Annotated in this window: 21 protein-coding genes; 12 read left to right on the top strand and 9 right to left on the bottom strand. The window is 58.0% G+C overall.

Features of this window, described 5'->3' with window-relative positions; genetic code table 11:
- Window positions 1–76: 76 nt before the first annotated feature.
- The 6 genes from FIU93_RS26875 (at window position 77) to FIU93_RS26850 (ending at window position 6648) form a co-directional block, all read left to right on the top strand.
- The gene (locus FIU93_RS26875) at window positions 77–607 is read left to right on the top strand and encodes a cytochrome b (RefSeq protein WP_152507276.1); all 531 of its coding nucleotides are present in this window, start codon (window positions 77–79) and stop codon (window positions 605–607) included.
- A 211-nt stretch (window positions 608–818) separates the two neighbouring features.
- On the top strand, window positions 819–1067 hold the full coding sequence (locus tag FIU93_RS26870) for an acyl carrier protein (protein WP_006933785.1): 249 nt from the start codon (window positions 819–821) through the stop codon (window positions 1065–1067).
- A 3-nt stretch (window positions 1068–1070) separates the two neighbouring features.
- Window positions 1071–2252 (top strand): acyl-CoA dehydrogenase family protein, encoded by a 1182-nt coding sequence (locus tag FIU93_RS26865; protein WP_152507275.1) that lies wholly within the window; start codon window positions 1071–1073, stop codon window positions 2250–2252.
- A gap of 2 nt (window positions 2253–2254) precedes the next feature.
- Window positions 2255–3163 (top strand): amino acid--[acyl-carrier-protein] ligase, encoded by a 909-nt coding sequence (locus FIU93_RS26860; RefSeq protein ID WP_152507719.1) that lies wholly within the window; start codon window positions 2255–2257, stop codon window positions 3161–3163.
- Between the two features lie 11 nt (window positions 3164–3174).
- Window positions 3175–4197: a DUF1839 family protein gene (locus FIU93_RS26855; protein WP_152507274.1), complete on the top strand. Its 1023-nt coding sequence runs from the start codon at window positions 3175–3177 to the stop codon at window positions 4195–4197.
- The gene (locus FIU93_RS26850) at window positions 4198–6648 is read left to right on the top strand and encodes a glycoside hydrolase family 2 protein (protein WP_152507273.1); all 2451 of its coding nucleotides are present in this window, start codon (window positions 4198–4200) and stop codon (window positions 6646–6648) included.
- 21 nt (window positions 6649–6669) lie between these two features.
- Here FIU93_RS26850 and FIU93_RS26845 read toward each other — a convergent pair whose 3' ends face one another.
- Window positions 6670–7977 (bottom strand): oligosaccharide flippase family protein, encoded by a 1308-nt coding sequence (locus FIU93_RS26845; protein ID WP_023001634.1) that lies wholly within the window; start codon window positions 7975–7977, stop codon window positions 6670–6672.
- 30 nt (window positions 7978–8007) lie between these two features.
- Between FIU93_RS26845 and FIU93_RS26840 the strand changes: the two genes are divergently transcribed.
- On the top strand, window positions 8008–8892 hold the full coding sequence (locus FIU93_RS26840) for a polysaccharide deacetylase family protein (protein ID WP_152507272.1): 885 nt from the start codon (window positions 8008–8010) through the stop codon (window positions 8890–8892).
- A gap of 30 nt (window positions 8893–8922) precedes the next feature.
- On the opposite strand, the gene FIU93_RS26835 is transcribed toward FIU93_RS26840, so the two are convergent.
- Window positions 8923–9831, bottom strand: a complete 909-nt coding sequence (locus tag FIU93_RS26835) for a glycosyltransferase family 2 protein (protein WP_152507271.1) — start codon at window positions 9829–9831, stop codon at window positions 8923–8925.
- 356 nt (window positions 9832–10187) lie between these two features.
- On the opposite strand from FIU93_RS26835, the gene FIU93_RS26830 reads away from it, so the two are divergent.
- Entirely contained in the window at window positions 10188–11801 is a 1614-nt protein-coding gene (locus tag FIU93_RS26830) for an alpha/beta hydrolase (RefSeq protein WP_173017420.1), read from the top strand.
- Window positions 11802–11819: 18 nt separating this feature from the next.
- On the opposite strand, the gene FIU93_RS26825 is transcribed toward FIU93_RS26830, so the two are convergent.
- The 4 genes from FIU93_RS26825 to FIU93_RS26810 all read right to left on the bottom strand — a co-directional run bounded on the left by FIU93_RS26825 (window position 11820) and on the right by FIU93_RS26810 (window position 18330).
- Window positions 11820–14168 (bottom strand): GumC family protein, encoded by a 2349-nt coding sequence (locus FIU93_RS26825; RefSeq protein ID WP_152507269.1) that lies wholly within the window; start codon window positions 14166–14168, stop codon window positions 11820–11822.
- Between the two features lie 144 nt (window positions 14169–14312).
- The gene (locus FIU93_RS26820; protein ID WP_152507268.1) at window positions 14313–15626 is read right to left on the bottom strand and encodes an O-antigen ligase family protein; all 1314 of its coding nucleotides are present in this window, start codon (window positions 15624–15626) and stop codon (window positions 14313–14315) included.
- Window positions 15627–15790: 164 nt separating this feature from the next.
- Window positions 15791–17113 (bottom strand): cellulase family glycosylhydrolase, encoded by a 1323-nt coding sequence (locus FIU93_RS26815; protein WP_152507267.1) that lies wholly within the window; start codon window positions 17111–17113, stop codon window positions 15791–15793.
- Window positions 17110–18330, bottom strand: coding sequence for a glycosyltransferase (locus FIU93_RS26810; RefSeq protein WP_173017419.1), 1221 nt, complete (start codon window positions 18328–18330; stop codon window positions 17110–17112). Before FIU93_RS26810 ends, FIU93_RS26815 begins: the two co-directional genes overlap by 4 nt.
- A 352-nt stretch (window positions 18331–18682) precedes the next feature.
- Between FIU93_RS26810 and FIU93_RS26805 the strand changes: the two genes are divergently transcribed.
- Together FIU93_RS26805 and FIU93_RS26800 are read left to right on the top strand one after the other, a co-directional pair.
- Window positions 18683–19297 carry a putative colanic acid biosynthesis acetyltransferase gene (locus FIU93_RS26805; RefSeq protein WP_075281323.1) on the top strand — a complete coding sequence of 205 codons (615 nt, stop codon included), beginning with the start codon at window positions 18683–18685 and terminating at the stop codon, window positions 19295–19297.
- A 163-nt stretch (window positions 19298–19460) separates the two neighbouring features.
- On the top strand, window positions 19461–20249 hold the full coding sequence (locus tag FIU93_RS26800) for a WecB/TagA/CpsF family glycosyltransferase (protein ID WP_152507265.1): 789 nt from the start codon (window positions 19461–19463) through the stop codon (window positions 20247–20249).
- On the opposite strand, the gene FIU93_RS26795 is transcribed toward FIU93_RS26800, so the two are convergent.
- Complete coding sequence (locus FIU93_RS26795) at window positions 20246–21007, bottom strand: cobalt-precorrin-6A reductase (protein WP_152507264.1); 762 nt, start codon at window positions 21005–21007, stop codon at window positions 20246–20248. The genes FIU93_RS26800 and FIU93_RS26795 overlap by 4 nt on opposite strands.
- Window positions 20997–22091: a cobalt-precorrin-5B (C(1))-methyltransferase gene (locus FIU93_RS26790; RefSeq protein ID WP_152507263.1), complete on the bottom strand. Its 1095-nt coding sequence runs from the start codon at window positions 22089–22091 to the stop codon at window positions 20997–20999. The genes FIU93_RS26795 and FIU93_RS26790 overlap by 11 nt, the downstream gene beginning before the upstream one ends.
- Window positions 22092–22221: 130 nt before the next feature.
- Here FIU93_RS26790 and cobA point away from each other — a divergent pair, with 130 nt between their 5' ends.
- Window positions 22222–23112: a uroporphyrinogen-III C-methyltransferase gene (cobA, locus tag FIU93_RS26785; protein ID WP_209010243.1), complete on the top strand. Its 891-nt coding sequence runs from the start codon at window positions 22222–22224 to the stop codon at window positions 23110–23112.
- Window positions 23102–24421, top strand: a complete 1320-nt coding sequence (locus FIU93_RS26780; RefSeq protein WP_152507262.1) for a cobyrinate a,c-diamide synthase — start codon at window positions 23102–23104, stop codon at window positions 24419–24421. The genes cobA and FIU93_RS26780 overlap by 11 nt, the downstream gene beginning before the upstream one ends.
- Here the strand turns inward: FIU93_RS26780 and FIU93_RS26775 are convergent.
- Window positions 24418–25047, bottom strand: a complete 630-nt coding sequence (locus FIU93_RS26775; RefSeq protein ID WP_152507261.1) for a class I SAM-dependent methyltransferase — start codon at window positions 25045–25047, stop codon at window positions 24418–24420. The genes FIU93_RS26780 and FIU93_RS26775 overlap by 4 nt on opposite strands.
- Between the last annotated feature and the right edge of the window lie 176 nt (window positions 25048–25223).

The raw sequence follows: 25223 nt of genomic DNA, 5'->3' as shown, positions 1-25223 counted from the left end.
CCGGCGTCCTCCCGGGACTTGTTGAAACCGGGTGGTCTGCCTAAACTGTGTGCAGGCAGGAGAGGAGAGGTGCGATATGGGCGCAAGTGATGAACGCTATAGCCCGATTGCCCGGCTGATCCATTGGCTGACCGCCATTCTGGTGCTGACAATGGTGCCTGCCGGCCTTGTCATGATCCGGATCGACAGCGGCCCCTTGCAGAACCAGCTGTTCGACTACCATCGCTCGGTCGGCATCGTGTTGATGATATTGACCCTGATACGTCTCGCTTACCGGCTGACCCACAAACCCGCCCCCTTGCCGGAAAGCATGCCGCTCTGGCAGCAATTTGCCGCCAAGGCTACCCATGCCTTTCTGTACGGGTTTCTGCTGGTCAATCCCTTCATCGGGTGGGTGGCTACCTCCGCCTACGGTGCGGCAATCTCGGTCTTCGGCCTGTTCACCATGCCGGCGATTGTCGCCAAGGACCGTGCGTTGGCAGACCAGCTTTTTCAGATTCATCTTGTGCTCGGGCTGCTCTTCACTGCCGCCGTGGTGCTGCATATTGCCGCCGCGCTTTATCACGGTCTTGTGCGCAAGGACGGTGTTCTCGGTAGAATGATTTAAGTTTTTGGAACGAATACTCTGCGGTAATGTTGAGTGTCTTGAAAGATTTTTTATGATTGAGGAAGTGTTAACTTAACAAACTTTAATAGTTCCTGTTTTGTAATTTTTTACCATGCCCTTTAATTACAGTTTATCGTTTTTTGGCCTAAATGACGTCTCGGAACCCAAGGACCGGTTGAAGTGTAACCGTTAGAAAATGGTAAGGACTAAAATGAAACAGACCATTCGGACCCTGCTGGCAAAACACGGCAATCTGCCGGTTTCTATCGACGACGTCGCGGACGGTGCTGACCTCTACGATGCCGGTCTGTCTTCGTTTGCATCCGTCCAGGTGATGCTGGCGCTCGAGGAAGAGTTCGATATCGAATTTCCGGAGCATTTGCTGAACCGCAAGTCTTTCTCCTCCATTGATGCGATCGACGCAGCTCTTACCGAAATCCTGAAAGAGCAGGCTGCGTAATCCATGACCGCCGCAGCCAAGATCACTGCCATGGGGTTGGCAGATCGCGCCAAGCGGGCCGCCAAGGTCGCTTCCGAGTTTGCCGACAAGGTTGATGTGGAAGGCCGCTTTCCTGTTGAAGGCATGAACGCCCTGAAAGCGGAACGCCTGATGGGTGTCATGATCCGTCCGGAATTCGGCGGGGAAGGTGCAACGCTGACCGAGATTGCTGATGTTTGCGCAATTCTTGGACAAGCCTGCGCGGCCACCGCGATGACTTATGCCATGCACCAGATCCAGATTGCCAGCCTGGCGGATTACGCCGTAGGCAGTGCCTGGCACGAAGGTTTCCAGAAGCGGATCTGCGATGAGCAGCTTCTGATCGCCTCAGCAACCAGTGAGGCGGGTATCGGCGGCAACTTGCGCAATTCGATCTGTGCGGTCGAGGTCGAGGGCGACACCGTGTGCCTGACCAAGGATGCGACCGTGATTTCCTACGGTGCCAATGCGGACGCCATCATGGTGACCTCCCGCCGGCATGTCGACGCGGCTCATTCCGACCAGGTTGCGACCATTTTCCTGAAGGATCAGTACACGCTTGAGCAGACCAGCAAATGGGATACGCTCGGCATGCGTGGAACCTGCTCCGACGGCTATATTTTCAAGGCGGAAGCTCCGGCCGACCAGATCCTGCCGCGCCCGTTTGCGGAGATTGCGGCCCAATCCATGCTGGCTGTTTCCCATCTTCTTTGGGGCGCGCTCTGGTATGGCATCGCTGCTGATGCGGTTGCCCGTGGGCAGGCATTCGTGAAGAACGCTGCGCGCAAGGCTCCCGGCCAGGTTCCTCCGGGAGCACTGCGTCTGGCGGAGGCGTCAAGCCTGCTGCAGCTGGTCAAGGCCAACGTCGTTGCCGGCCTGAAACAGTTCGAAGGCTGCAAGGGCGACAGTGATGCGCTCAATGCCATGAGCTTCTCCGTTGCCATGAACAACGTGAAGATCGGCACGTCACAGACGATCCTGACAATCATCAACCACTGCATGCTGATCTGCGGGATCGCAGGTTACAAGAACGGTACGCCGTTCAGCCTCGGACGCCACCTGCGTGACGCCCATTCGGCGCAGCTGATGATTTCCAACGACCGTATTCTGGGCAACACGTCCACGATGCTCCTGGTCAACAAACAAGACACCAGTCTTTTGGGGTAATGATGGACGCGCAAGTCTCTTTTCTGGATCAGCTCTTTGCCAAAGGCGTCCTGCATGACAGCGGCGTCGACGGCCTCTATGCCCGCAGCGGCGAATTTGAAGACGTTATTGCCCGTTTCGAAAAATTTGCCCTCACCTACGGTCAGGACGAGATCTCCGAAGCAATGGTGTTCCCGCCGGGAATGACCATGCAGGATTTCGAAACCAGCGGTTACATGAAGAACTTCCCGCAGTTGGCAGGAACAGTGCATGCCTTTTGCGGCAACGACCATGACCACATGGGGCTGTTGCAATGCATGGCGGCTGGCGACGACTGGTCCAAGGATCAGAAACCGACCCAGGTGGCTTTGACACCTGCTGCCTGCTATCCGCTTTATCCGATCCTCTCGCGCCGTGGTGCATTGCCGGCAGAGGGAGCCTACGTTGCGCTGCAGTCCTATTGCTTCCGCCATGAGCCTTCCAAGGATCCGGCGCGGATGCAGATGTTTCGTCAGCGCGAATACGTGCGTGTCGGTTCTGCCGAACAGACCATGGATTTCCGCGAGACCTGGAAACAGCGCGGCTCGGACATGATGGAGCGGCTGCAGCTCCCGCATCACGTTGATGTCGCCAACGATCCGTTCTTCGGCCGAGCCGGCAAGATCATGGCGTCCGGCCAGCGTGAGCAGGAATTGAAGTTCGAAATGCTGGTGCCGATCACGTCGGAAGAAAAGCCGACGGCCTGCATGAGCTTCAATTACCACATGGACAACTTCGGCAAGGCCTGGAACATCCGTCAGGCTGATGGAACGCCTGCCCACACCGCCTGTGTCGGCTTCGGTCTGGAACGACTGGCGCTGGCGCTCTTCCGCCATCATGGTTTCGACACGTCCAAATGGCCTGAAGGCGTCCGTGCCACGCTTTGGGGATGAGGGGACGCAACATGACGCAAGCCGTGTTTGACCGCTTCAATGCGGCGACCTACGTGCGTAGCCCGCTCCATTCCCAGGACCGGGACTGGCCCGAAACCAACTGCTATCTTGATGTCTGGATCGAGGTATTGCCGTCCCTTGGCCTGCCGGCGGAGGCTTGTCTGTCCTATTCGGTCACCCAGGATTTTGAAGGAGACCAGTTCACCTTCTTCAAGGTGCCGCTGGAGGATCTGGAAGCGCTTTATGGTCTCAAGGTCACGGAGCTTGCGATCTACGACCGGGTGGAAGCCCACGTCCAGCAACAAATCGAACGCGGCCGCTTGTCACTGGTCGAAGTCGACAGCTATTTCCTGCCGGACACACACGGTGTCGGTTATCACGAGGCCCACGGCAAAACGACGATCGCAGTCAACTGGATGGATTTTGAAGCCAGGACAATGGAATATTTCCATGGTCTGGGCCTGCACCGGCTGGAAGGTGACGATTTCGACGGGGTGTTTCAGCGCGGCGCACATGAAAAGCCGACGCCGTTCCTGCCATACACGGAATTCGTGAAGGTTCCGGACACACTGCCTACGCCGGCTCACATCCTGAACGTTTCGGAAGGTCTTCTGCGCCATCACCTGAAGCGCCGCCCAAAGCAGAACCCGATTGCTGCCTTTGCACAGGTGTTCCCGGCACAGGTGGAAAAGATCTGCGAACGCGAGTTCGGCTTCTTCCACTTGTATGCCTTCAACACGCTGCGCCAGCTCGGTGCGAATTTCGAACTGTTTTCGTCCTATCTCGAATGGCTGGTTGCGGAAGGCAGGGACGATCTGACCGAGGGTGCGCAAATGGCCAAGACCATTTCCTCCACCTGCAAGATGGTGCAGTTCAAACTGGCGCGCGCCGTCATGCGCAAGAAGTTTCAGGGGCTGGACGAAGGTTTGCTGCCGGCGGTCAACGCCTGGGACAACCTGATGCAACTTCTCGACACCCACTACGGTGATCAGGACGCACGTTTTACCCCCGTAGTCAGCGCTGCCGGGGCTTGAATGATCGACCTGGCTGAAGTGACCTGGGCGCTGTCAATGACAGAGCCCGGTGCCTTTGAAACACCGCTTTCGACGGGGCACCAGTGGGATTTCGTTCCGGCACACGTTCCGGGAACCGTCGCCGGTGCACTGACGGATGCAGGACTTTACGACCCGGAAAATCCCGTTCCACTTCATGGCAAAGACGTCTGGTATGAAGCCTGGTTCGACGCCCTGCCGGGCCGATATCGCTTGCATCTGGACGGGTTGGCGACCATTGCCGAGGTTTACCTGAACGACGTTGAGGTGCTGTCCAGCCGGAACATGTTCCGCAAATACAATGTTCCCGTGGAACTGGCCGATCGCAACGTTCTGAAAATCTGCTTTCGCGCGCTAGAGCCGCACTTGAACGCAAAGGGGCCGCGCGCCCGGTGGAAGCCTCAGTTGGCAACCAGCCAGGGGCTGAGGCTCGTGCGGACGACGCTTCTCGGTCACATGCCCGGTTGGTGCCCGGAAATCCATGCGGTTGGCCCATACCGCCCAATCAGGCTCGAACCTCAGACGACGCCGCGTATTGTTGAAAAGCATATTCTTGCGGACCTGGCTCCGGATGGCACAGCCGCGCTGTCAGTTACGGTCAGGCTGGAAAATACGGATGCCGTTCCGGTGCTGACTTGCGCGGGAGCATCGGCGAAGATGAGCCTTCAGGACGACGGTTGCTATGCGGCGACCCTCCGTCCTGAGGGCGCCAAGCCCTGGATGCCGCACACGCACGGCGAGCCTGCTCTTTACGACGTAACCGTTCAGGCCGCTGACAAAACTCTTTCACTGGGCAAGACAGGCTTTCGCCGGATCGAGGTGGACCACGGTGCCGATGGACGCGGCTTCGGCCTGAAGATCAACGGTGTGCCGGTCTTCTGCCGGGGCGCCGTCTGGACCAATGCGGATCTCCTGAACCTGTCGTCCAGCCGCGAAGCCTATCGCCCACTGTTGGAAGAAGCCCGGGACGCTGGCATGAACATGCTGCGCATCGGTGGGACGATGCTTTACGAGAGCCGCGCCTTCCTTGAGCTATGTGACGAATTGGGACTTCTGGTCTGGCAGGACTTTCAGTTCGCCAACTACGATTACCCCGTGAAGGATGCCGCCTTCGTCGCGGAGATCGAAGCGGAACTGCGCGATCAGCTGGATGAAAGCATGGGCAGCCCTTCACTTGCCGTTCTGTGCGGTGGAAGCGAGATCTACCAGCAGGGCGCCATGATGGGGCTTTCCGAGGATCGCTGGAAGGGGCCGCTGTGCGAGGAGATCTTGCCGGCTATTGCCACAGAGCTGCGGCCGGATGTGCCCTATGCAGCAAATTCGCCATGCGGCGGGGTCCTGCCGTTCTCCCCCAACGAAGGCATCGCCCACTATTACGGCGTCGGGGCGTATCTGCGGCCTCTGGAAGACGCAAGACGGGCCGATGTCCGCTTTGCAGGTGAGTGCCTCGCGTTTTCCAATATTCCCGTCCAGCAAAGCCTGGAAGAAGGATTGCCGGTGAAACCGGGGCATGATCCACGCTGGAAGGGACGGGTACCGCGTGATCGTGGAGCCGGCTGGGACTTCGAGGATGTGCGCGATCACTATCTGAAGCTGCTCTACGGTGTAGATCCGGCCGCGCTTCGCTACGGCGATCCGGACAGATACCTCGACTTCGGACGGGCGGTCACCGGTGAGGTCATGTCCGAGACCTTTTCCGAATGGCGACGGCCCGGGTCCAATTGCCGGGGCGCACTGGTCTGGACCCTTGCCGACCTCGCGATTGGTGCCGGGTGGGGACTTGTTGATGCAGCCGGACGGCCCAAACCCGCGTGGTATGCCCTCAAGCGCGCATTCAGGCCGGTAATTGCCTGTGTCACCGACGAAGGCACGAACGGCCTTGCCATTCACGTCCTTAACGAAAGGGCAGAGGAAAAGCCGGTCAGGATCAGCATTGCCTGCCTGAGGGATGGCCAGGTGCCGGTGGTTTCAGGAGACAAGGAGCTGTTGTTGGCGCCGAACAGTGCGCAGACGCTCAATGCAGTGGACCTGATCGGAGCCTTCTTCGACGTCACCTACGCCTATCGTTTCGGCCCACCCTCGCATGATGTAACCGTCGTACGTCTGTTCGATACGCAAACCGGAGAACTCATTTCCGAGGCGCACCATTTCCCGCTCGGCCGAGGACAGCAACGCCATTTCGATGCTCCCGAGGTAAGTGTGGAACAGGACGAGGCTGGCAGTTGGTCGCTGATGATCCATGCCAAGCGCTTCCTGCAATCGACCGTCGTTGCCATTCCCGGATTTGAGACGGAGGACAACTGGTTCCATCTGGCTCCGGGCGAGGCAAAGTGCATTCAACTGCAACAAACGCCAGACGAAGAACGCGATCATCAGGCAGCCCCCAAAGGGCAACTTACGGCCTTGAACTTCGCCGGGCGCGTGCCCTTCTGACGCCTTTCTGGAAGCGACGGATCAGCCTGCGGTTTCGTCTGGTTCGGGAGCAGGTGCCTTTGTCCAGAAAATGAAGAACCAGGTGCCCGCGGTCAAAGCAATCTGGACGCCAAAGCGGAAAAGCGCTGCGCCGGCCAAGCCTCCCAACGCAGCGCCAAGGCTGACGACCGGTATCAGCAGGAGGCTGGTGCTGATAAGCAGCGCCATCCGCACGCGTTGACGACCGGTGGCTCGCAAGATGTCCGCCCCTACACCGGAAAGCCCCATCAGGAGCGGATAAAACGCAAGGCACATAACGACTGTCGGTGTTTCCGCGAAATCTTCACCCAGAACAAGGGGAATGAAACCGGCGATCAGCAACAGGAAAACTGCGACCGGCAGGGCGAGGAACACCGTCACCGGCAACAGCTTGACGCCGAAAGCAAGGCTGCTTGCCTGCCCATCTTGTGCCTGGCGAAAATGGCGGGTGTAGGTTGCATAGAGAAACGCTCTGACGGGCGCTGAGGCTGCGTCGATGATGCGGAACCCGGCTGCGTACTGCCCGCCTGCATCTGCGCTCAAAGTGTGAACGACTACCGGCTTGTCCAGATCCTTCATGCCGCCGATGGCAAAAAACTCGATGCAATAGAGAAGGCTGAGTTTCAGGTCGTCCCGGATCAGGGTGAAGGTCGGCCGGCCGAGATCACGCAGAACAAGCCAGCAAGCCGCAAGAGCAGACAGAATTCCGGCGGCGAAATACCACCACGCCCATTCCTGGAGCGTGAGACTTCCGGGGAGAAGCGTGGCAACGAACAGGAAAGCGAGTTTCAACGAAGCAGCCAGAACATTGATGACAATCTGTTTTCTGGCCCGGTCAAAGGCCATGTAGGACTGCGCGGACAAGATCACCAGCTTTGTGAGGAGCAGATCCGAAACAGTGACAATCGCGATAGTCGATAGCGGAACGGTATCGCCGATGAGGACGTACAACAAAGCGATTGTCCCGGGCAGGACAAACGGAAAGGTAAGTCCCATCATGATCAGGGAATGCCCGAGGTATCTGTCGAAAGACTGAGGCTCAACCGCGACCCGCTGGAGGAGAAGGTATTCACTGCCCAACCCGACCAGGAAACCGGCCATGATGGAGACACTGACGATGGTGATGAACAGACCGTAGTCTGCTGCCCCCAAGGCGCGCGAAATGAACAGGAAAAAGACGAGCTGAATGACGAGCAAGAGACCAAAATTGATCGTGTAGGAAATTGTATTGGCAACAAGCGGGCGTCGTGAGAGGCCAAGGGCCTTGTCATAAAGCGCGCGAAATTTTCTCGATGCCGAACTGGAATTCATTGACACGAAATTGCCTCGAGGCGTGGGCCGTTGATCGAAAAAAGCGGGACCCGTGGCCGCTGGCCTTGGACCGCAGGAGCGGATTTTTTAATCTGCCCCCTGGATAAGTCGCAACAGAAACTAGGCGCCAAACCTGACTGCGCCGTTAATAGGCAGGCAACGCGAACCTGCACAAACTATTTTAACTTCCCTGCGTCAAGGATCTGGCGTCCTGTTCGAAAAGGCGGAGAAAAAATGCTGGCAAAAACGCAGGTTCTCACTTTCCACGGCATTGGTGTACCAGCGGTGCCTGTTTCGCCGGAAGAGAACCATTACTTCGTCCCGATAGAGACTTACCAGCGCACAATTGAACGCCTTTCTGCACTTGAGCAGAAACACGGAGTGAAGCTGGAAATCACCTTTGATGACGGCAACCTGTCTGATTACGAGGTTGGGTGGCCAGCCCTTGTGGAGGCGGGCCGGCCAGGTCGTTTTTTCGTTCTGGCTGCACGTATCGGGGCAAAGGGCTATCTGACCGCCGAACAGATGCGGGAGATCGTTTCGTCGGGATCGGTCATCGGCAGCCACGGCCACGACCATGTTGACTGGCGCAAGCTGGATGCTGCCGGCTTTCAACGGGAACTTTACGACGCTCGAAAGAAAATCGAGGATGCAGTAGGGGCTGCTGTCACAGAAGCGGCGATCCCGTTCGGTGCTCTGGACGCGAACGTTTTGCATCGGCTCAAGGAAGCCGGGTACCGGCGGGTCTTCACAAGCACACCGGGACTTGCCTATCAGACGGCATGGTTCTGTCCGCGCTTTTCACCTGCAAATGGTTTCGACCCGGATCGTGACATCCCGCCGATGTTTTCGGCCAAGAAGCGCCTGAAAAGCTCCCTCTATGCCTTCGCACGACGCGCGAAATTCCGCATTTGAAGACATGTCCAAGATGTCGCGCCAGTTGGTTCAATCCGGTTTTCTATAGAGCTCCGAAAGAGGCAGGTTGAATACAGCGCGCAGCTTGCCTGTATTGAGCGCAAGTTTTTGCCGCATCCGGAAAGACCGTCCCCGGTCGAGAAGCCGGAATGCGAGCGCTAAAACACCGGCAACTCCACATTTTGCCAGTGCTCCAAATGCGAAAAAAACGTGCCAGAAAGGGTCTGGATGCCGGGCGAGGCGCATCTGGCCATAGGATTGGCCTGACCGTGTCGCGCGGCTGAGAATGAACTTCGTCGACAATCGGTCTTGTGGAACATGTTCGTGGGCAATCGCATCGTCGGTGGCAAAGATACGTGCCCCGCGTTCGGCTGCTTGAGCAAAGAAGATGGTGTCTTCGCCGCCTGTCCGGCCATAGGCTTCATCAAATCTCAGTTCCAGCGCACGAACAAAACCAACCCGCACCAGCGTGTTGCCGCCCCGGCCGGTGTAAAGCCGTTTTCCCCGGTGCCCCCAGTCGGTGTAAAGCGGGTTCGCACGCAGCATCCACTCGGGCGTATTGTCCGGATAGCGTGGTTTTACCGGGCCGATCACGACGTCTGCGTTGAAGTCTTTCTGGCAGGCGAAGAGTTTTTCCAGCCAATCGCGCTCCACCCATTCGTCGTCATCGACAAATATCAGCCAGTCGCCATCAGCTGCGTCGAGCAATGCGTTGCGGGCTGAAGAGATATTACCGCTCGCCACGGCAAGGCAGGTCACGTCCAGCGACTTGATGGGATGACCGGCAACGAGTTTGGTCGCCGCACCGGATTTGGAATCATCGGCCACCAGCACGTTGAGCTCCATCCCGACCGGTTTGGTCACCGCCGCCAGGGAACGTAACGTATCGAGCAAGGTTTCACGGCCAATGCTCGCTATGGCGACGGAAACTTTTTCCATTCAGACTGGGCTCCGAAGCAGAGTTGGAAGCAATCAACAGGATGTGAGACGATCTTTTAATGCACCAGAAGTTCCTGCAGCATTATTAAACAATGGCTTAGAAAAAAGGCGCAAGATGCCCCGGAATTTGGAAGGCCCGCCTTTCACCCGCCATGAAGCTGGAGCTCGCACGTGATATGAACCGGCAAGGTTTTGATACCTCCTCTGCTACACCTGTTGCCGGAACGTCTGCTGTGGCCTTGCCGATCTCGTTCGATGGGCTTGCTGGTTATTTTCATCAAGCTGCGGGAGGAACAGCAATCCTGCTGTTGAGCCCCTGGGGGTATGAAGAGCTGTGTTCCCGGAAAAGCTACAGGATGCTCGGCGAAAAATTCGCTGCATCCGGGTACCCATGTCTGCGGTTCGACTATCCGGCTACCGCGAATTCACACGGTGACAGCGCGGATATTCAGGACAAGTCGGCATGGCAGGCTTCCGTTCGAACAGCCCTTTCCGAACTCAAGAGATTGGCAAACCCGGATCGGGTTGTCGTGGTCGGACAGGGGATAGGTGCAAGTCTCGCAAGCAACCTGGCAGCAGACGGAGAGATTGCAGGACAAGTGCTACTGGCGCCAGTTGCCCAGGGACGAGCTTATCTGCGGGAACTCGCAGCCTGGACTGCGTTGACGCAGCCGACGTTCCTGGTCAGTGCGTCGGATGGTCCCGAGGGTGGGTTGATGGCAGGCGGTTTCGTGCTCTCGGCCGCAACAGCCGACGAAATCAAATCGCTCAATCTCTACAAGACGGAATTGCCCTCCGGATTGAAGACATTGCTTGTTCAAAGGGCCGACCATCCGGGCGATCAGAAACTTGCAGATCACTACGCCGAAAACGGTTTGGAGTTCGAGAGTCTGTCGTTTGAGGGGTACGTCGACTATGTGTCCGACCCGACCCTGTCCGTCCCCCCGGTTCAAACGCTGGATCGGATTGTAGCCTGGGTGAAGGCCAATTTCCCGGCAGGGCAATTGGAGACTGCAGCTCTTGCCGAAGTCTCTGCCGTTTCGGAGCCATTGCCAGATGTCGAGGAGGAGGCGCTGCGTTTCGGGCCCGACAAAATGTTCTTCGGTGTGCTCGCGAGCCCCCGTAGCAAATGTGCGGAAACGGCGGTGATCATGCTCAATTCCGGATATGACCATTCCATTGGCTGGGCACGCATGTCGGTCGGCTTTGCCAGGTCTCTTGCGGAAAGCGGCTGCGCGGTCCTGCGCACGGATCTGGCTGGTATCGGTGAGAGCTGTTATTGGCCGGATCAGCCGTCCCAGGTTCTTTATTCCGACAGGCAACTGGAGGATGTCAGAGCCGCCGTCGGGTTCCTCAAGGAACGGACCGGGGTGAAAAACGTTATCCTGTTCGGCCGTTGCAGCGGTGCCTATCTCGCCCTTCTGGCGGCTGCAGACGATGACCGCGTCAATGCGGCCTTTCTGGTGAACTCACGCAAACTGGTCTGGGATCCGGACGAAAACGTGGACAAGGCTATCCGTGAGCCGATACAGACGCTGTCCAGTTATGGACGCAAGGCGGTCGATGCAGAGACCCTGAAACGGGTTCTGTCAGGGGAAATCAATCTGGTTTCCGCTCTGAAAAAGGTAACCCGGCCCGTGAAGTTGAAGGTCGACCGAACCCTGGCACCTGTTCTCGGCAATCTGTCACGCCATTACCGGCTCTTCAAGGTCCTGACCAGTCGCCTTCAGAAACTTGAGCAGCGTGATGTCCCAGTGTCTCTCGTTTATAGCGATAACGACCGGGGGCTTCTTGAGTTGCACAACTGGTTCGGCGTCGACCGGCATGGATTGAAAGCCTATCCGAACATCGAGATGCACGGCCTGCAGGATGCGGATCACAACCTGACACCTATCGCCGCCCGTCAACAGATGTTCGCCCTGTTGACCGAATTCGTTGCGAAAGTCTCCGCTTCAAGATCTTGTAAGTGATGCCTCAGCTGATCCGTTTCACGCGTATTTACGGCGTGATGGCGGGGGAGTGCCGGTCATCGTTCGCACGAGACCGGAAGGCCGACCTTCTGCGATCGTAAGCAGGTCACGCGACAGGATCGGCATCGAGATCTGATCTTCTTCACGCTCGGCAACCGTGACCAGGAATTGCGTCGAAAGGCCTGCGAGCGGATCATCTTCGACAAGTTGCGGCAGGGCAACGCCATCGATGATTACAAGATCGTAGTCACGCGCAATGTCTGCGAAATCGAAAGCTTCGCGGATGTTCATCCGGTGGTGCTTGTACTTCGGCAATCCGGAGACCAGCGACAGAAAGGAAATATCCAGCTCGTCGTAGTCGACAACCCGTTCGCGAAGCGTTCCGCCAATGTCTTCCATATCGTCGATGCTCAGGTCATGGCTGAGCATTCGCTGTTTCGGTTCACCATCGGCGAGGAGCACGTGCAATCCGCGCTGGGCCGCCCCGAGAGCGAGGGCAAGGGCAGCAATTGTCTGGCCATGGCCAAGGGCGGGAGAGGTTAGAAAGACGATCCGCGTGCCGTTTTGGGCAGGCGCGCTCTGGATCGATGCAATGATCTGGTCAACGCCTTGTCCGAAAGACCATCCAGGTCCGGCTTCGTCTGAATAAAACTGCTCGATCGCATCTTGTACGGCAGAGATGGCGTCGGAGCTGAGCGGACGGACACTGCCGTTTTCGTCGGTTTCCGTCAGCCAGGGCAGCTGGCTGATAACTTTCAGCCCGGGTTCTGATTGGGGCACCTGCCTGGAGGGAGTGCGTTTGCTTCTCGTCCGCGATCCCGGCAACCCCACTGATGAGCGTGCATTGTGGGAGGTGTCGACAACCGTGTTTACGGGAGCAAGCGACTGTGCAGGGCCGGCGACGGCCATTGCAGGTTCGGGGTTCTGCAGGAACTCCGGCAACAGGTGTTTTTTGGCAATGCGAATGGCTTCGCCGCCAACGGCGATTATGGTGCCGAACAGCAGACCCAGGATTCCGGCCAGCACCACCATGATCTTCCGTTTCGGGTAGACCGGGCTTTCCGGCGGAATGGCGGGTGAAATGATGCGGGCATTGGGGAGAACAACCTGGTCGAGCTGCGAAATTTCCTTGGCCCGGCTCAGTGCTATCTCATAAAGCTGCCGTGTTGCCTGTGCTTCCGTTTCCAATTCACGCAACCTGATGGAAGCCGCCTGGTCAACGTCGGAAAGATTTCGCGTGGAATCGAGCTGCTGCTCGAGCCTGGAAACCCGTTCCTGATTGACCTGGACATCGATGCGTGTGGATTCCGCAATCCGCCTGATTTCGTCCCGGATGAGATTGCGCAACCGTTCCAGCTGGGATCTTGCCTGCACGACAGACGGATGTGAGGGCAGAAGATCGGCCATCAGCTGAGCTTCCGTGCGTGCAGCCGTGGCATATTGCTGGCGAAGTGAGGAGATCGTGGGGGAATTGACCACATCTCCGATGGATTCCGCGTCGACACCGCTTTGCAGAACCCGCTGGATTTCATCGTATTTGGCGGTTGCTTCCGCCAGTGCCGCTCGGGCATCGATGAGCCTGGAATTCAGTCCGGTCAGTTCCTGTCCGGTCAGCAGCGACCCCTCGTCGGAGTTCTGCAGCTTGTTGGCCGCGCGAAATTTCTGGATTTCTTCTTCGGCTTGCCTCAGGCGTTCCCGCAAATCCACCAACCGATCATCGATCTGGGAGGCAGCTTCGTCCGAGGCCAGGTCAACTTGCCGTTTCTGGTCGGACAGATAGCTTTCGGCGATCGAATTCGCCAGAACGGCAGCCTGGACCGGTGAAGGAGATTCCGCGGCAATATTGATGACGAAGGTCTGACCAACGCGCTTGACGCTGGTTGCATCTGCAAGAGCTTCGACCGCGGCGGTCTCCTGCGCTTCAAGCGTTGCCGCGTCCTTCTTGGTTGCCCCGAAGATCAGGCTCTTGAACTGGCTCATCAGACCCGGCTTGCCTTCGCCGAAATGAGGGTCTTCAGCCAGGTTGTTTTCCCGGGCGACGGGGCGCAGCACTGTGTCGGAATGGATGACCGACATCTGACTGTCGATCACTTCCGAGCCTTGTCCCGTGCGGCTCGGGCGGTTCGGGTCATCGAAAGGCTGGCGGACAGTTGGGTCGAACAGGACTTGCGAGGAGGCTCTGAAGATCGGCGTGATGGTCAGGGAGTAGGCGGCAGTCAACGCTGCAAAAACAAATGCAATTGCCGCGATCAGGAAGATGCGGCGGCGCAATACCTGAAAAATGGACAGGATGTCCAGAGCAATGGCATCGCGGCCTTGAAGGGCCGCCTTATCGTAAGCCGGGTTTTCTACCTGTCTGGGGTCCACAAAAAGTCACCTTATGTCCTCGCGGGCATGCGTCTTATTGCTTGTAAGCACTTATGGTTAGTGAACTGCTAATTTGCGGCAAGACTACGGTGCTCCGACACCACGAAGCCCGCTGTCATTTGCCTGCGGCCAGAGAGGACGACACTAGTTCTGCGAACGATTGTCCCAGGTGCGAACCACTGCATGCGGCAGCAGCGCGGCAAGCAAGAAAATCAGCCAGTTCAGGGAAAAGGAACGAAACCAGGCGCTCTCCAGCATGTTGTGACAGGTGACGAAGAGGATCAACGAATAGCAGAGAAAGGCAATCCGGTAGTCCAGGGAAACGACCCGGGCTGCGGAAAACAGAGCGGTCAGGATAACCAGGAACAATAGCGAAATTCCGACAATGCCGAGTTCGAGCATGACATCGAGATAACCGTTATGAGCCTGGATCAGCAAAATGACGAAACCCGGCGCCTCACGGAAGGCAATTGAATCGGACCCCGTGGCCCAGAAAGACGCATAGCCCTGGCCAAGTACCGGGGCTCTGGAAATCACATCCACGACAAACGCCCAGATGAACGTCCGGCCGGTGTAGGTCTCGTCATTGAACAGGAACAGAGACAGGTCCGAGAACCCGAACCGCGTAAGGAGCGAGAGGAAGGACAGAAGAACGGCGCCGGTAACCGCTCCGAAAATCAGCAGCAATGCCGCATTGATACGGAAGAGGAACGCCATGCCGACTGCAATATAGGCGATGACCGGCATGAGGACGGCAAGCCCGAGGGAAGTTTTCGACTGGCTGAGAACAAGCAGGCCAAAAGCCAGTGCCGAAATGATCAGCATGCCGAAACGTTTCAGAAAACCGCGCGAAACCAGAAACCCGTAGATATTGAACATCATGGCCAAAGCCATGACCGCGCCCAGATTGTTTTTCTGGGTGTAGATGCCTGCGTGACCGATAGGTGTCGGCGGTAGCAGGACGACTGCAACCGCATTCATCAGAACAACGGTATTCATCAGCAGCATCAGTCGGCTTAGCAGTGAGCGGGCGTCGTCCGTAAAAGAAACCGAAATCACAAGGCTCATCACAATGATGATCTGCAAGACCACGCGGCGAAACGCAATTCCGGGTGCAGGAGACCAGAGCACGCTCGTGACAGCGAGCAGCAGATAAAGCATCAGGATCCAGATAAGCGGACTTTTCAGAACCGTAAACGCGTTGAGCAAGCGCCGCCCCGCCGATACCAGCAGAACCATGAACAGGCAGATCCAGAACAACTGGTTCAGTGCGTTGGACTTTGACGCGCTGATGTTGGCCGCGGTGTCTTCACCTCCGGACGACACCAGAAAGAATGGGCTGATCAACATCGGATAGGCGAGCAGCAGCACCGGAATCCAGTTGAAGATCCTGTCCAGCAACGTTTGCCCGTGCATGGCGGCCTGTGGCCCGGACTGTTCAACGGGGTGAACTGTCAAATCCCAGTCTCCAGATCAATTGCAGCTGCAGAAGCTTTCTGCCGGCCCGCACCGCTAGGTCAGTCACTAGGCATGATTCGCAGCTGTCAGCTCAATCTATCAGTCACGATTTCGCACAGTCGACTGCAAATTCCGCATCAACTGTCGTGCCTGGATGGCGCGGTTCACAGCGCGTCTGCGTTGAGCCCCAAGGCATCGACCATAGCCGGCTCGACGGTTCTTTTGACGTTGTCGGTCATCAGCCCGAAGCCTTCGTAGTAGTCCCACAAGGCCCAGCCAAAGCCGCGTTCCTCCACCACTGTGCGGACGTCCTTGATCCACGCAAGCCTGCTTCCATCGTCTGGAAGTCCTTTCGGGGGACGGATAGCACTGAATTCGCCAAGCACGATCTGGTCCGGGGAAATGTCATGTTTTTCCGCCCACTGCGAGATCGTGTCAAAGCGGCTTTCAATGAAATTCCGGTCGGGCCTTTCACGTTTATAGTAGTCCCTGACACCGTCCATCGCCTTGTCGAAGGCATAGTCGGGAACGTCGACATCGGCTGCCTTGAGGGCGGCGATATGCTGACGTGTCCTCTCTTCGGCAGTCTCCACGTTACCCGCTGTCCAGGGATAGCTGAGGCCCGCGATATAGCGGAGAGGGTCCAATACCCAGGGGAGGGATTGATGGGTGAAATAGAAGGGCTCGTAGAAATGGAAGTCGACGATGATCTTGTCGTCGTAGCCGTCGAGACTCATGTACTCGAGGCCTTCCATGGACCGCCAGCAGCCCGGTGTAAGGACAATCGGCAGGTCTGGCGCAACACTGCGCGCCCTGTCATACAGCTGCTTTTGAGAGACAGACCAGTCTTGGCTGTCTTCTTCGAAACAGACGCCCTGCGGCTCGTTCATCAGTTCCAGCGCGACCTTGTCCGTCGGCAGATCGCGGATCCGCTTGGCGACTTCTTCCACAAGATCGGAGTAGGCCTGAAAGCGCGGGCCATCGGGTGCATCGCGCAAAATGTCGACAGGTGCCCATTCCGTGAGATACGCAGCCGGATGCAGATCGACCATCACGGTAAAGCCGCTGTCCAGTAAGCGAACCGTTATGGATTTCGTATCATCCAGCAATATGCGGCGTTCGCTGTCCGTCGCGGCCAGAAAGACGCCGGCGTCGATCGGAAAGCGAATGAAGTCGAACCCGAGCGCGCGCAGGCGTTCAAGTTCGGCGTCGGAGACCTTGGACAATTCGCCCCGGAACGGTGGCCAGAGATATTTTCCCGGCCGCTCGGGATCCCGATAGGCAAAATTTTGCAGTCTGGAAACATTGATACCCCGTTTGAATATGGGGATCGAAATCGTCTCCTCCTTCGCTGCCTGAGTTCCGGCAGCGATAGCGTTCTGACGTTCGTCCAGATACAGGAAACCACCAACGAAAACGAGGAAAGCCAGACCAAAAGCAAGCGCGGTCAGCCAGGACCATAGGCGCTTCGACTTTTTTGCGGTCACGTTCGGCTCCGTTGTTGATCTGGGGTCAAGACAGCTTCCAGGTCCTGACGGTAACTTTCAAGGATCATTGCAGGGTTGAACCGGTCGTGCAAGATTTGCTCGCTTGCCACTATCTGGCTGCGATAGTGAGCTGATTTTTCCGCCAGATCCTTGAATGCGGCCGCAATTCCGGCGACATCACCGGGTTTCACGCCGATGCCGACGTCGATGTCATCAAGATAACCGTCGATACCCGTATCCTTGCCGTAGATAATCGGCAAACCGGCAAACAGCGCTTCCAGGTAGACCATCCCGAAGGTCTCGTTGTAGCTGACCAATGCCATCGCAAGATAGTGCGGCAGAACCTCGAACAGGTCCTTGCTGTTCATCGGTCCAAGGATCCGTACGCTGTCGCCGAGCCCCAGTTCGGCAATTTCCTTTTTCGCCGCTTCCACGGCCTCCGCACTGCCTGGGCCGATCAGGTCCAGTCCGATGTCCGGGTGTGTTTTTTGGAAACCGGCAAATCCCTGCAGCAGGTCGGACATGCCTTTCCGGCGGCGCATGTCCAGATCGAACACACTGACGAACCGGGGGATCGGATCCTTTACCGGCACTTTGCTGGTGGAGTTCCCAACGATGTTTGGAAGCAGTCTTTCCTTCTCAGGCTGCGCTGGAACATACCTGTGGTAGGTGTCCCGGAACCAGGCGGAGATATGATAGATCTTGTCTGCACGTGCCGCGATCCGGCGCATCAGGCTCCGGTACGTCGGCTTGAACAGCAGGATCTTGCGTTCCGATTCACCGCGAACGGAAATGAACAGCCGGGTATCCGGTCCAAACCGTTCCGCCAGCCACAATCCCGCGATGCCTTCAAACGAGAGTTTATGAGCGTGAACGAGGGCAGGCGTCTCGTGCTCGGTCCTCAGCGTCTTAAACACATGTCTTGCGATACGTCGCATCGCCGAGGCGAGACCTATACCCATCGGCAGGCCGAAATAGCGGTAGGAGAATAGCCGCACGCCTTTTATCTCACCGCAATCCTTGAAGCTGGCCTGCCAGGGCAAGCTGGTCCGGTCCATCGTCACGACGATGTGTCTGCCAAAGTCCACGCCGGTGACGAGACGCTCGATTGCGGTGGTTCTGCGATGGAATTGCTGCGGGTTCGGGTAGTCGGCGCTCAGATGCAGGATGAGGGGTGCTGCTGCACCCGGTTCACCGAATTCTGCTCTTGTGTCCATTGTTTCCCTCGGCAGCGAATATTTGCGGCAGAACGGTTGCGCCGCGCTCATCGGTCTTTGATTGCAACAAGGCCGCAGGTCGTTCCATCAGCCTGTTTGATCGTCATTTTCGGGGCAAACTTCTCTCATCACGTTTCAATAAAGAGTGAATGCCGCACCTTGCGTCACCAACGGGCTCATTCTGAAGAGCCACGGGACAGCGAAAATGTACAATCGACAAAAATAACTAACTTTAAACGACAGTTCGTCACATTGCCGGCAGGCAGCCCCCAAGGTTGAGCGGCGTCCCATGTTGGCGGGGAACACGTTTCACGAACAACCTGCTGGAGGAAACTGCGCAGGAGGACGATGAATGCCGAACCGGATCGATGAAGACAGGGACGCCAGGGCGCTCGGCGCGCAAAGCTTCGGCCTGAAGAACAGGCTGTTCCGTATCCTCTGGGGTATTGTCTGGTTCCTTCTGGCCTCCTGGACGCAGCCGTTGCATGGTTGGCGCCGTTGGCTCTTGCGACAGTTCGGAGCGACAGTGGGGGAGGGTGTCTATGTGGCTCCATCCGCCAGGATATGGCATCCGGGCAACCTGATCCTGGAGGATTTCGCCGCGATCGCAGACGGCGCGGATATCTACAACATGGGTCCTGTCACGATCGGCCGGTACGGTGTCGTCTCCAAACGTGCGCACATCTGCGCGGGAACGCATGACATCAACGACGACAAGTTCCTGCTGATCGCAAAACCCATCGTTTTGGAGGCCTATAGCTGGGTTGCCGCTGAAGCTTTTGTTGGTCCCGGGGTTCGTGTCGGTGAGGGAGCTGTTCTGGGAGCGCGTGCGGTAACGGTGAAAGACCTGGCTCCATGGACTGTTTATGCAGGTAATCCTGCCAAGGCGCTCAAGGAGCGGGCGCGGTTTGAGCGTAGTGACGTGCCGAAGCGTGGATGGCGTGAACCGTTGGAAACCGCCGACTGATTTTCCCTCCGATTCAGTCTGCCCTTCAGGCCCATTAAATATCGGTAACTACGAACTTTCTAACGGCTATGTTTACAACTGCTTAGAGACCGATCGGATATTGCTCTAATGCGTTCGCCGCCGTCGTAACCGGGACGAACGTAAAGGGGAGACTGGGAACGGAATGCTGGCAAGAGATTTCGAGAGTGAACTGCTGGGGTGCCGGATCGAAGCAACCGCTATCGGTCCGTTTGCCATCGGGCGTCTTCGCTCCCGGGATGCCATCCAGCTTGTCGAGGCCGCCGTTCAAAAGCGGCAGAACCTCGATATTGCCATCTGCAACGCCCATACGCTCCTGTCAGCGATGGATGATCCCCGCTACGCTGCAACACTCCAGAAAATGACGCTTCTGAACGACGGCATCGGTATGAGCCTTGCCAGCAAGCTGCTCAGGGAAGAGCCGTTTCCGGAAAATCTGAACGGGACTGACCTCATTCCCCGGATCCTGGCGAACATCGGCATTCCGCTGCGGATCTATCTGCTCGGCGCCAAGGAAGAACAGGTTCGCCTTGCCAAGGAGCATATCGAGACTGCCTATCCGAAGCACCAGGTGGTTGGCTACCGGAACGGCTATTTCGCAAGCGATGAACTGGACAGCTTGTGCCAGGGGATCAACGAGGCAAAGCCGGACCTTTTGCTTGTTGCCATGGGGAACCCCAGGCAGGAGAATTTCATCGTTGAGAACCGGTCGGCGCTGGCTGTTCCGGTCGCGATCGGGGTCGGGGCGCTGTTTGACTTCATGTCGGGGGCCGTCGTCCGCGCACCGAAGATATTCCAGGCAGCCGGCCTTGAGTGGCTGTTCCGACTGTTGCAGGAACCTCGCCGCCTGTTCCGCCGCTATGTCATCGGCATACCGCGTTTTCTGTTTGCCCTGATGAAAATCAGATTTTCCAGGTCCGGCGTTTCGCGCTAGTTCCCACGTGGGAGGATCTGCCGTAACCGGTCAACGAGCGCTGAATTTGTTGGAGCAGATTCGGCTTCCGGTAGATCTGGCCGGGCGATCATGATGACGGGAAGTTTCAAGGTCCGCGCAGCCTCGATCTTGGCGTAGGAACGACTGCCACCACTGTTTTTCGTCACCACATGAGTGATGTTCTTTTCCAGAAACAGCGAAACTTCCTCGTCGGCAGATGCCGGGGGACGGGAGAGGATCAGCTCCCAGGCGGAAGGTAATCGTGTTTTGGGCGGCTCGATCATTCGGACAAGACCTAAAATATCGTTTCGATGAGTGAAGCGCTCGATCTCCTTGCGGCCAATGGCGAGGAATGCGCGCGCGCCATCAGGCAGGGCCTTGGCCGCATCGTCCATCGTCAGGACATTTGTCCAGGCGTCGCCTTCACCGGGGTGCCAGCATGGCCGTTCCAGGCGCACAAGCGGTACCTTGAGCATCTTGGCGGCTTCGGCCGCATTACGGCTCATCTGGGCAGCGAAGGGATGGGTCGCATCGACAATGATGGTGATCCCTTCGTGCCGCATGAAGGCTAGCAGACCGTCGGTGCCGCCAAAACCGCCGACGCGTGTCGGGACGCCAAGATCAGGCAGATCGCGAACCGCTCCGGCAAAAGAGGCGGTCAGGCGACTTTCCGGAAATGTTTCCGCCAGCGTTCTGGCCAATTGCCGGGCTTCGCTTGTTCCGGCGAGCAGCAGGATATGATCTGCCTTAGCGGTCAAAGCCTGTTTCTCCCAGCACCTTGCCCTGGCGATCGGTGATCAGAACTTCCACATCCACCGGCGCATCGCGCAGGATCTGGCGGACGGCGTCCTTCGTTCGCCGCGCAAGTGGGCCACTGAGATCGATACCGGCAGCCAGGGAGGCATCCAGCACCTCCTTGGCCGTGTTGGCCGAGGCGGCCTGTTCGATCAGATCCGCAGAAGCGTTCTCCTGACGCAGAAGACCCTGCAGGAATTCGAAGTCGACGGAGCTGCGGGCCGAATGCAGATCGAGCGCCCCTTGAGCCAGCTTGGTGAACTTCGCAAATCCGCCTGCGAGGGTCAGCCGGTCGACCGGATGACTGCGCAGGTATTTCAACAAACCGCCGGCGAAATCCCCCATGTCGAGAAAGGCGGTTTCATCCAGATCGTATCGGGCCTTGACCGCGTCTTCGGAACTGGCGCCGGTTGCGCCAACCACATGTGACAGCCCGACTGCGCGCGCAACATCGATGCCCCGATGTATGGACGCAATCCACGCAGCGCAGGAAAACGGCCGAACGATGCCGGTCGTGCCAAGTACGGACAAGCCGCCCAGGATACCAAGCCTGGGATTCATCGTCTTGAGGGCGAGCTCTGCGCCGCCTTCGATCGAGACCGTTATCTCGACATCGCCTGCCCCGCCATTCAGTTGGGAAACCTCATCGACTGCCGTCCGCATCATCTGGCGCGGCACCGGATTGATGGCAGGTTCGCCCGGCGGGATCGGAAGGCCAGGCCTTGTGACGGTGCCGACACCTTCTCCGGCCCTGAAGATTACTCCAGAACCAGGAGGCAACAGGTTGACGGTCGCGCTGACCAAGGCGCCATGGGTCACGTCGGGGTCGTCCCCCGCATCCTTGATGATGGCGGCAGACGCCGATTTTCCTGAAAGCGTATGCCGGGTCAGCGCAAAGGAGGCTGTGCCACCCTTGGGCAGGGTGATTTCGACCGGATCCGGGAAATCGCCGGTCAAAAGGGCCTGATACGCCGCCTTGGTGGCTGCTGTCGCACAGGCTCCCGTCGTCCAGCCCCGCCGCAGCTCTTTTGGCTCTTCCTTCGACATGCTCTTTCTATAGACGATGAAATTCCGCTTTGTGCATATTAGTTTATGTGCGCGATGAAATGTCGTTTTCGCATCGTTTTTGATCGCCGAAGCGCTTGGCGTTACCGGGCCACGCGGGTAAACAGGAACCATGACTGGAGAAGACGACAACAACCGACCGCATGAAGGCTTGCCGGGAGACCTGCCAGGCGGGTTACCCGTGTTCGAACCCGGCTGGGTTTGGCTTGCCGGCGCAGGTCCGGGCGACCCCGGCCTATTGACGCTGCATGCGCTCAATGGCCTGCGCCAGGCCGATGTTGTCGTGTTTGATGCCCTAGTCGATCAGAGCATTCTTGCCTGGGGCAAACCGGGAGCCGTGACTGACTACGCGGGCAAGCGCGGCGGCAAACCGAGCCCGAAACAGCGCGACATAACCTTGAAGCTGATCGATTACGCCCGCGAAGGCAAAAGGGTGCTTCGCCTGAAGGGCGGCGATCCTTTCGTCTTCGGCCGTGGCGGCGAGGAAGCGCTCGGCCTTGTCGAGGCCGGTGTGCCGTTCCGTATCATTCCCGGTATCACCGCCGGTATCGGCGGTCTGGCCTATGCGGGGATTCCCGCAACCCACCGAGACTGCAATCAGGCAGTCACCTTCCTGACAGGCCATGACCAGACGGGCCTCACCCCGGACGCGATCAACTGGGATGGTATCGCCAAGGGGTCGCCTGTCATTGTCATGTATATGGCGATGAAGCACCTGGATGTCATAGCCGGCAAACTGATTGCCGGTGGACGATCTGTGGATGAACCTGTGGGTATCGTGTGCAATGCTTCCCTTGCGGGCCAGGACGTTCTGGAAACCACGCTGGGCCGCTGCGCTGAAGAGGCGAAGGCTGCCGGGATAGAACCACCGGCAGTTGTTTGTGTCGGTGAGGTTGTCCGTCTGCGCAAGGGGCTCGACTGGCTCGGCGCCCTGTCGGGCAAGGTGCTGGACAGCGACCCGCTAGGCCTGCGCATATCCTCCCGTTCTGCCGATGCCGGCTGACACTGCCAAGGCAGGCGCCAAGGGTGTTCTGATCGCGGCGCCATCGTCGGGTGCTGGCAAGACCACACTGACGCTTGCGTTGCTGCGTGCACTGAAATCCGCCGGGCGTTCGGTCGTTTCGGCCAAGTCCGGCCCGGATTACATCGATCCGAAATTCCACGAAGCTGCCAGCGGGATGCCCTGCATCAACCTGGACGCCTGGGCTATGGACGCGGCGACACTGCAGATGCTTGCCCACCGTCAGGCCGACAGTCATGACGTTCTCGTGGTCGAAGGCGCCATGGGGCTATTCGACGGAGCAGCCAGCGGCAAGGGCTCGGCTGCCGATCTGGCGGCAACGCTGCATCTACCCGTGATTCTCGTCGTCGATTGCGGCAAACAGGCCCAGTCGGTCGCAGCGCTTGTTCATGGGTTTCAAAGCTTCCGGCCGGATATCAATCTCGCAGGCGTTATTCTCAACAAGGTTGGCAGCCCGCGCCACGAAGCCATGTTGCGCGCAGCGCTGGCACCGCTCGCCGTGGATGTTCTGGGTGTCTTGCCGCGGGCTCAGGAACTAGGCCTTCCCGAACGCCACCTGGGACTTGTCCAGGCGGGGGAGCATCCGGATCTGGAAGCCTTTCTGGAAAAGGCGAGCGACCTGTGTACCCGGAATGTAGACCTGAACCGCCTGGAAACATTGGCGGCACCACTGAGCCCTGCCGGTGATAACAGGGAACACCTGCCCGCGCCGCTTGGCCAGTGCATTGCCATTGCCCGGGACGTTGCCTTTGCCTTTTCCTATCCGCATCTGCTGGATTTCTGGCGAAGGCAGGGCGCGAGGCTCGAGTTCTTCTCGCCACTCGCGAATGAAGCACCGTCACCTGATGCCGATGCAATTTTTCTACCCGGCGGTTATCCGGAGCTACATGCCGGAAAGCTTGCTGCAGCAGACAGGTTCAAGGCTGGGGTCTTGCGGGCCGCAGCTACCGGAAAGCTGATCTATGGCGAGTGTGGTGGCTACATGACACTCGGCAAGGGCATGATCGATGCCGATGGCACACGCCACGAAATGCTGGGGCTTTTGCCGCTGGAAACCTCGTTTCAGACCCGCAAGCGTCACCTCGGCTACCGAAAAGTCATGCCACTCCGTGGCCTCCCCTGGCAAATACCGCTATCCGCACACGAGTTCCACTATGCCTCCATAATGTCGGAAGGCGGGGCGGAGCGGCTGTTTTCAGCGGAAGATGCCGAAGGCAACGAACTGGCACAGATGGGGCTGCGCGCCGGATCGGTCATGGGCTCCTTTGCCCATGTCATTGCTCTCGCCTAAACCGCCTCAAGCACGACAAGCTCGCAATAGACGTCTTCCTTGGTGTGATAGGGACAGTGGGTGATCTCCAGCGTCCTTGTCTTGCCGTCCTGTTCAAGCTGTTCGACCTTGGCCTTGAAGCCGTCGGCCTCCCAGGCGCTATCGCGTACTGTCAGGACGATGGGAGCACCCGGTTTGGCGATGCGCAGCAGTTCGTCGATCCCTTCCGGACCCACATGGCCATTCGTGAAGACGCCCGCGCTGACGATGCCGTCATAAATGTTGTCGTCAATGCCTGAGAGCGTGGCCATCATGTCGGCTTGGGACAGATTGCGGTAAATCCCACGGCTGCGCGAATGCTCCAGCATCGCAGGTGTCAGGTCTATGCCGTCAATGGTCAGGGCTGAATTGCGACTGATCAACTCGCTCCCGACGAGACCGGTCCCACAGCCTGCGTCCAGAACCAGCGCCGTTTTGGGCAGGCGTTTTACCAGTGCTTCCGCTGCAATCCTGGGGCCGACATACCCTATGGTCTGAAGCAGGTCGGCATCGTAGGTCTCCGCCCAGTCCGCGTAGAACTTGCGAATGGCATCGGGATCACCGCTGAGAGAAATCGCCTGTTTCAGAAGTGGGTTTTCATCTGTCATGGGATTGCTCCTGTCCGGTCTTAATCTTGTTGAGATTAGGCGAGGGCAGGAGCGATATGCAAATGAGCGCTCTCGGACAGGCAAATCATTGCTCGATGAACCTGCGAAGCGTTTCGCGACCTCCCACATACCGATGATGACAGACAGTGGAAGGCCGCGAAGTGGTTTGGTTCCGC

The organism is Labrenzia sp. THAF35 (assembly GCF_009363595.1).
GTDB lineage: Bacteria > Pseudomonadota > Alphaproteobacteria > Rhizobiales > Stappiaceae > Roseibium > Roseibium algicola.
The sequence above is the reverse complement of the archived record's forward strand: the minus strand, read 5'-3'. Positions and strand labels throughout refer to the sequence as shown.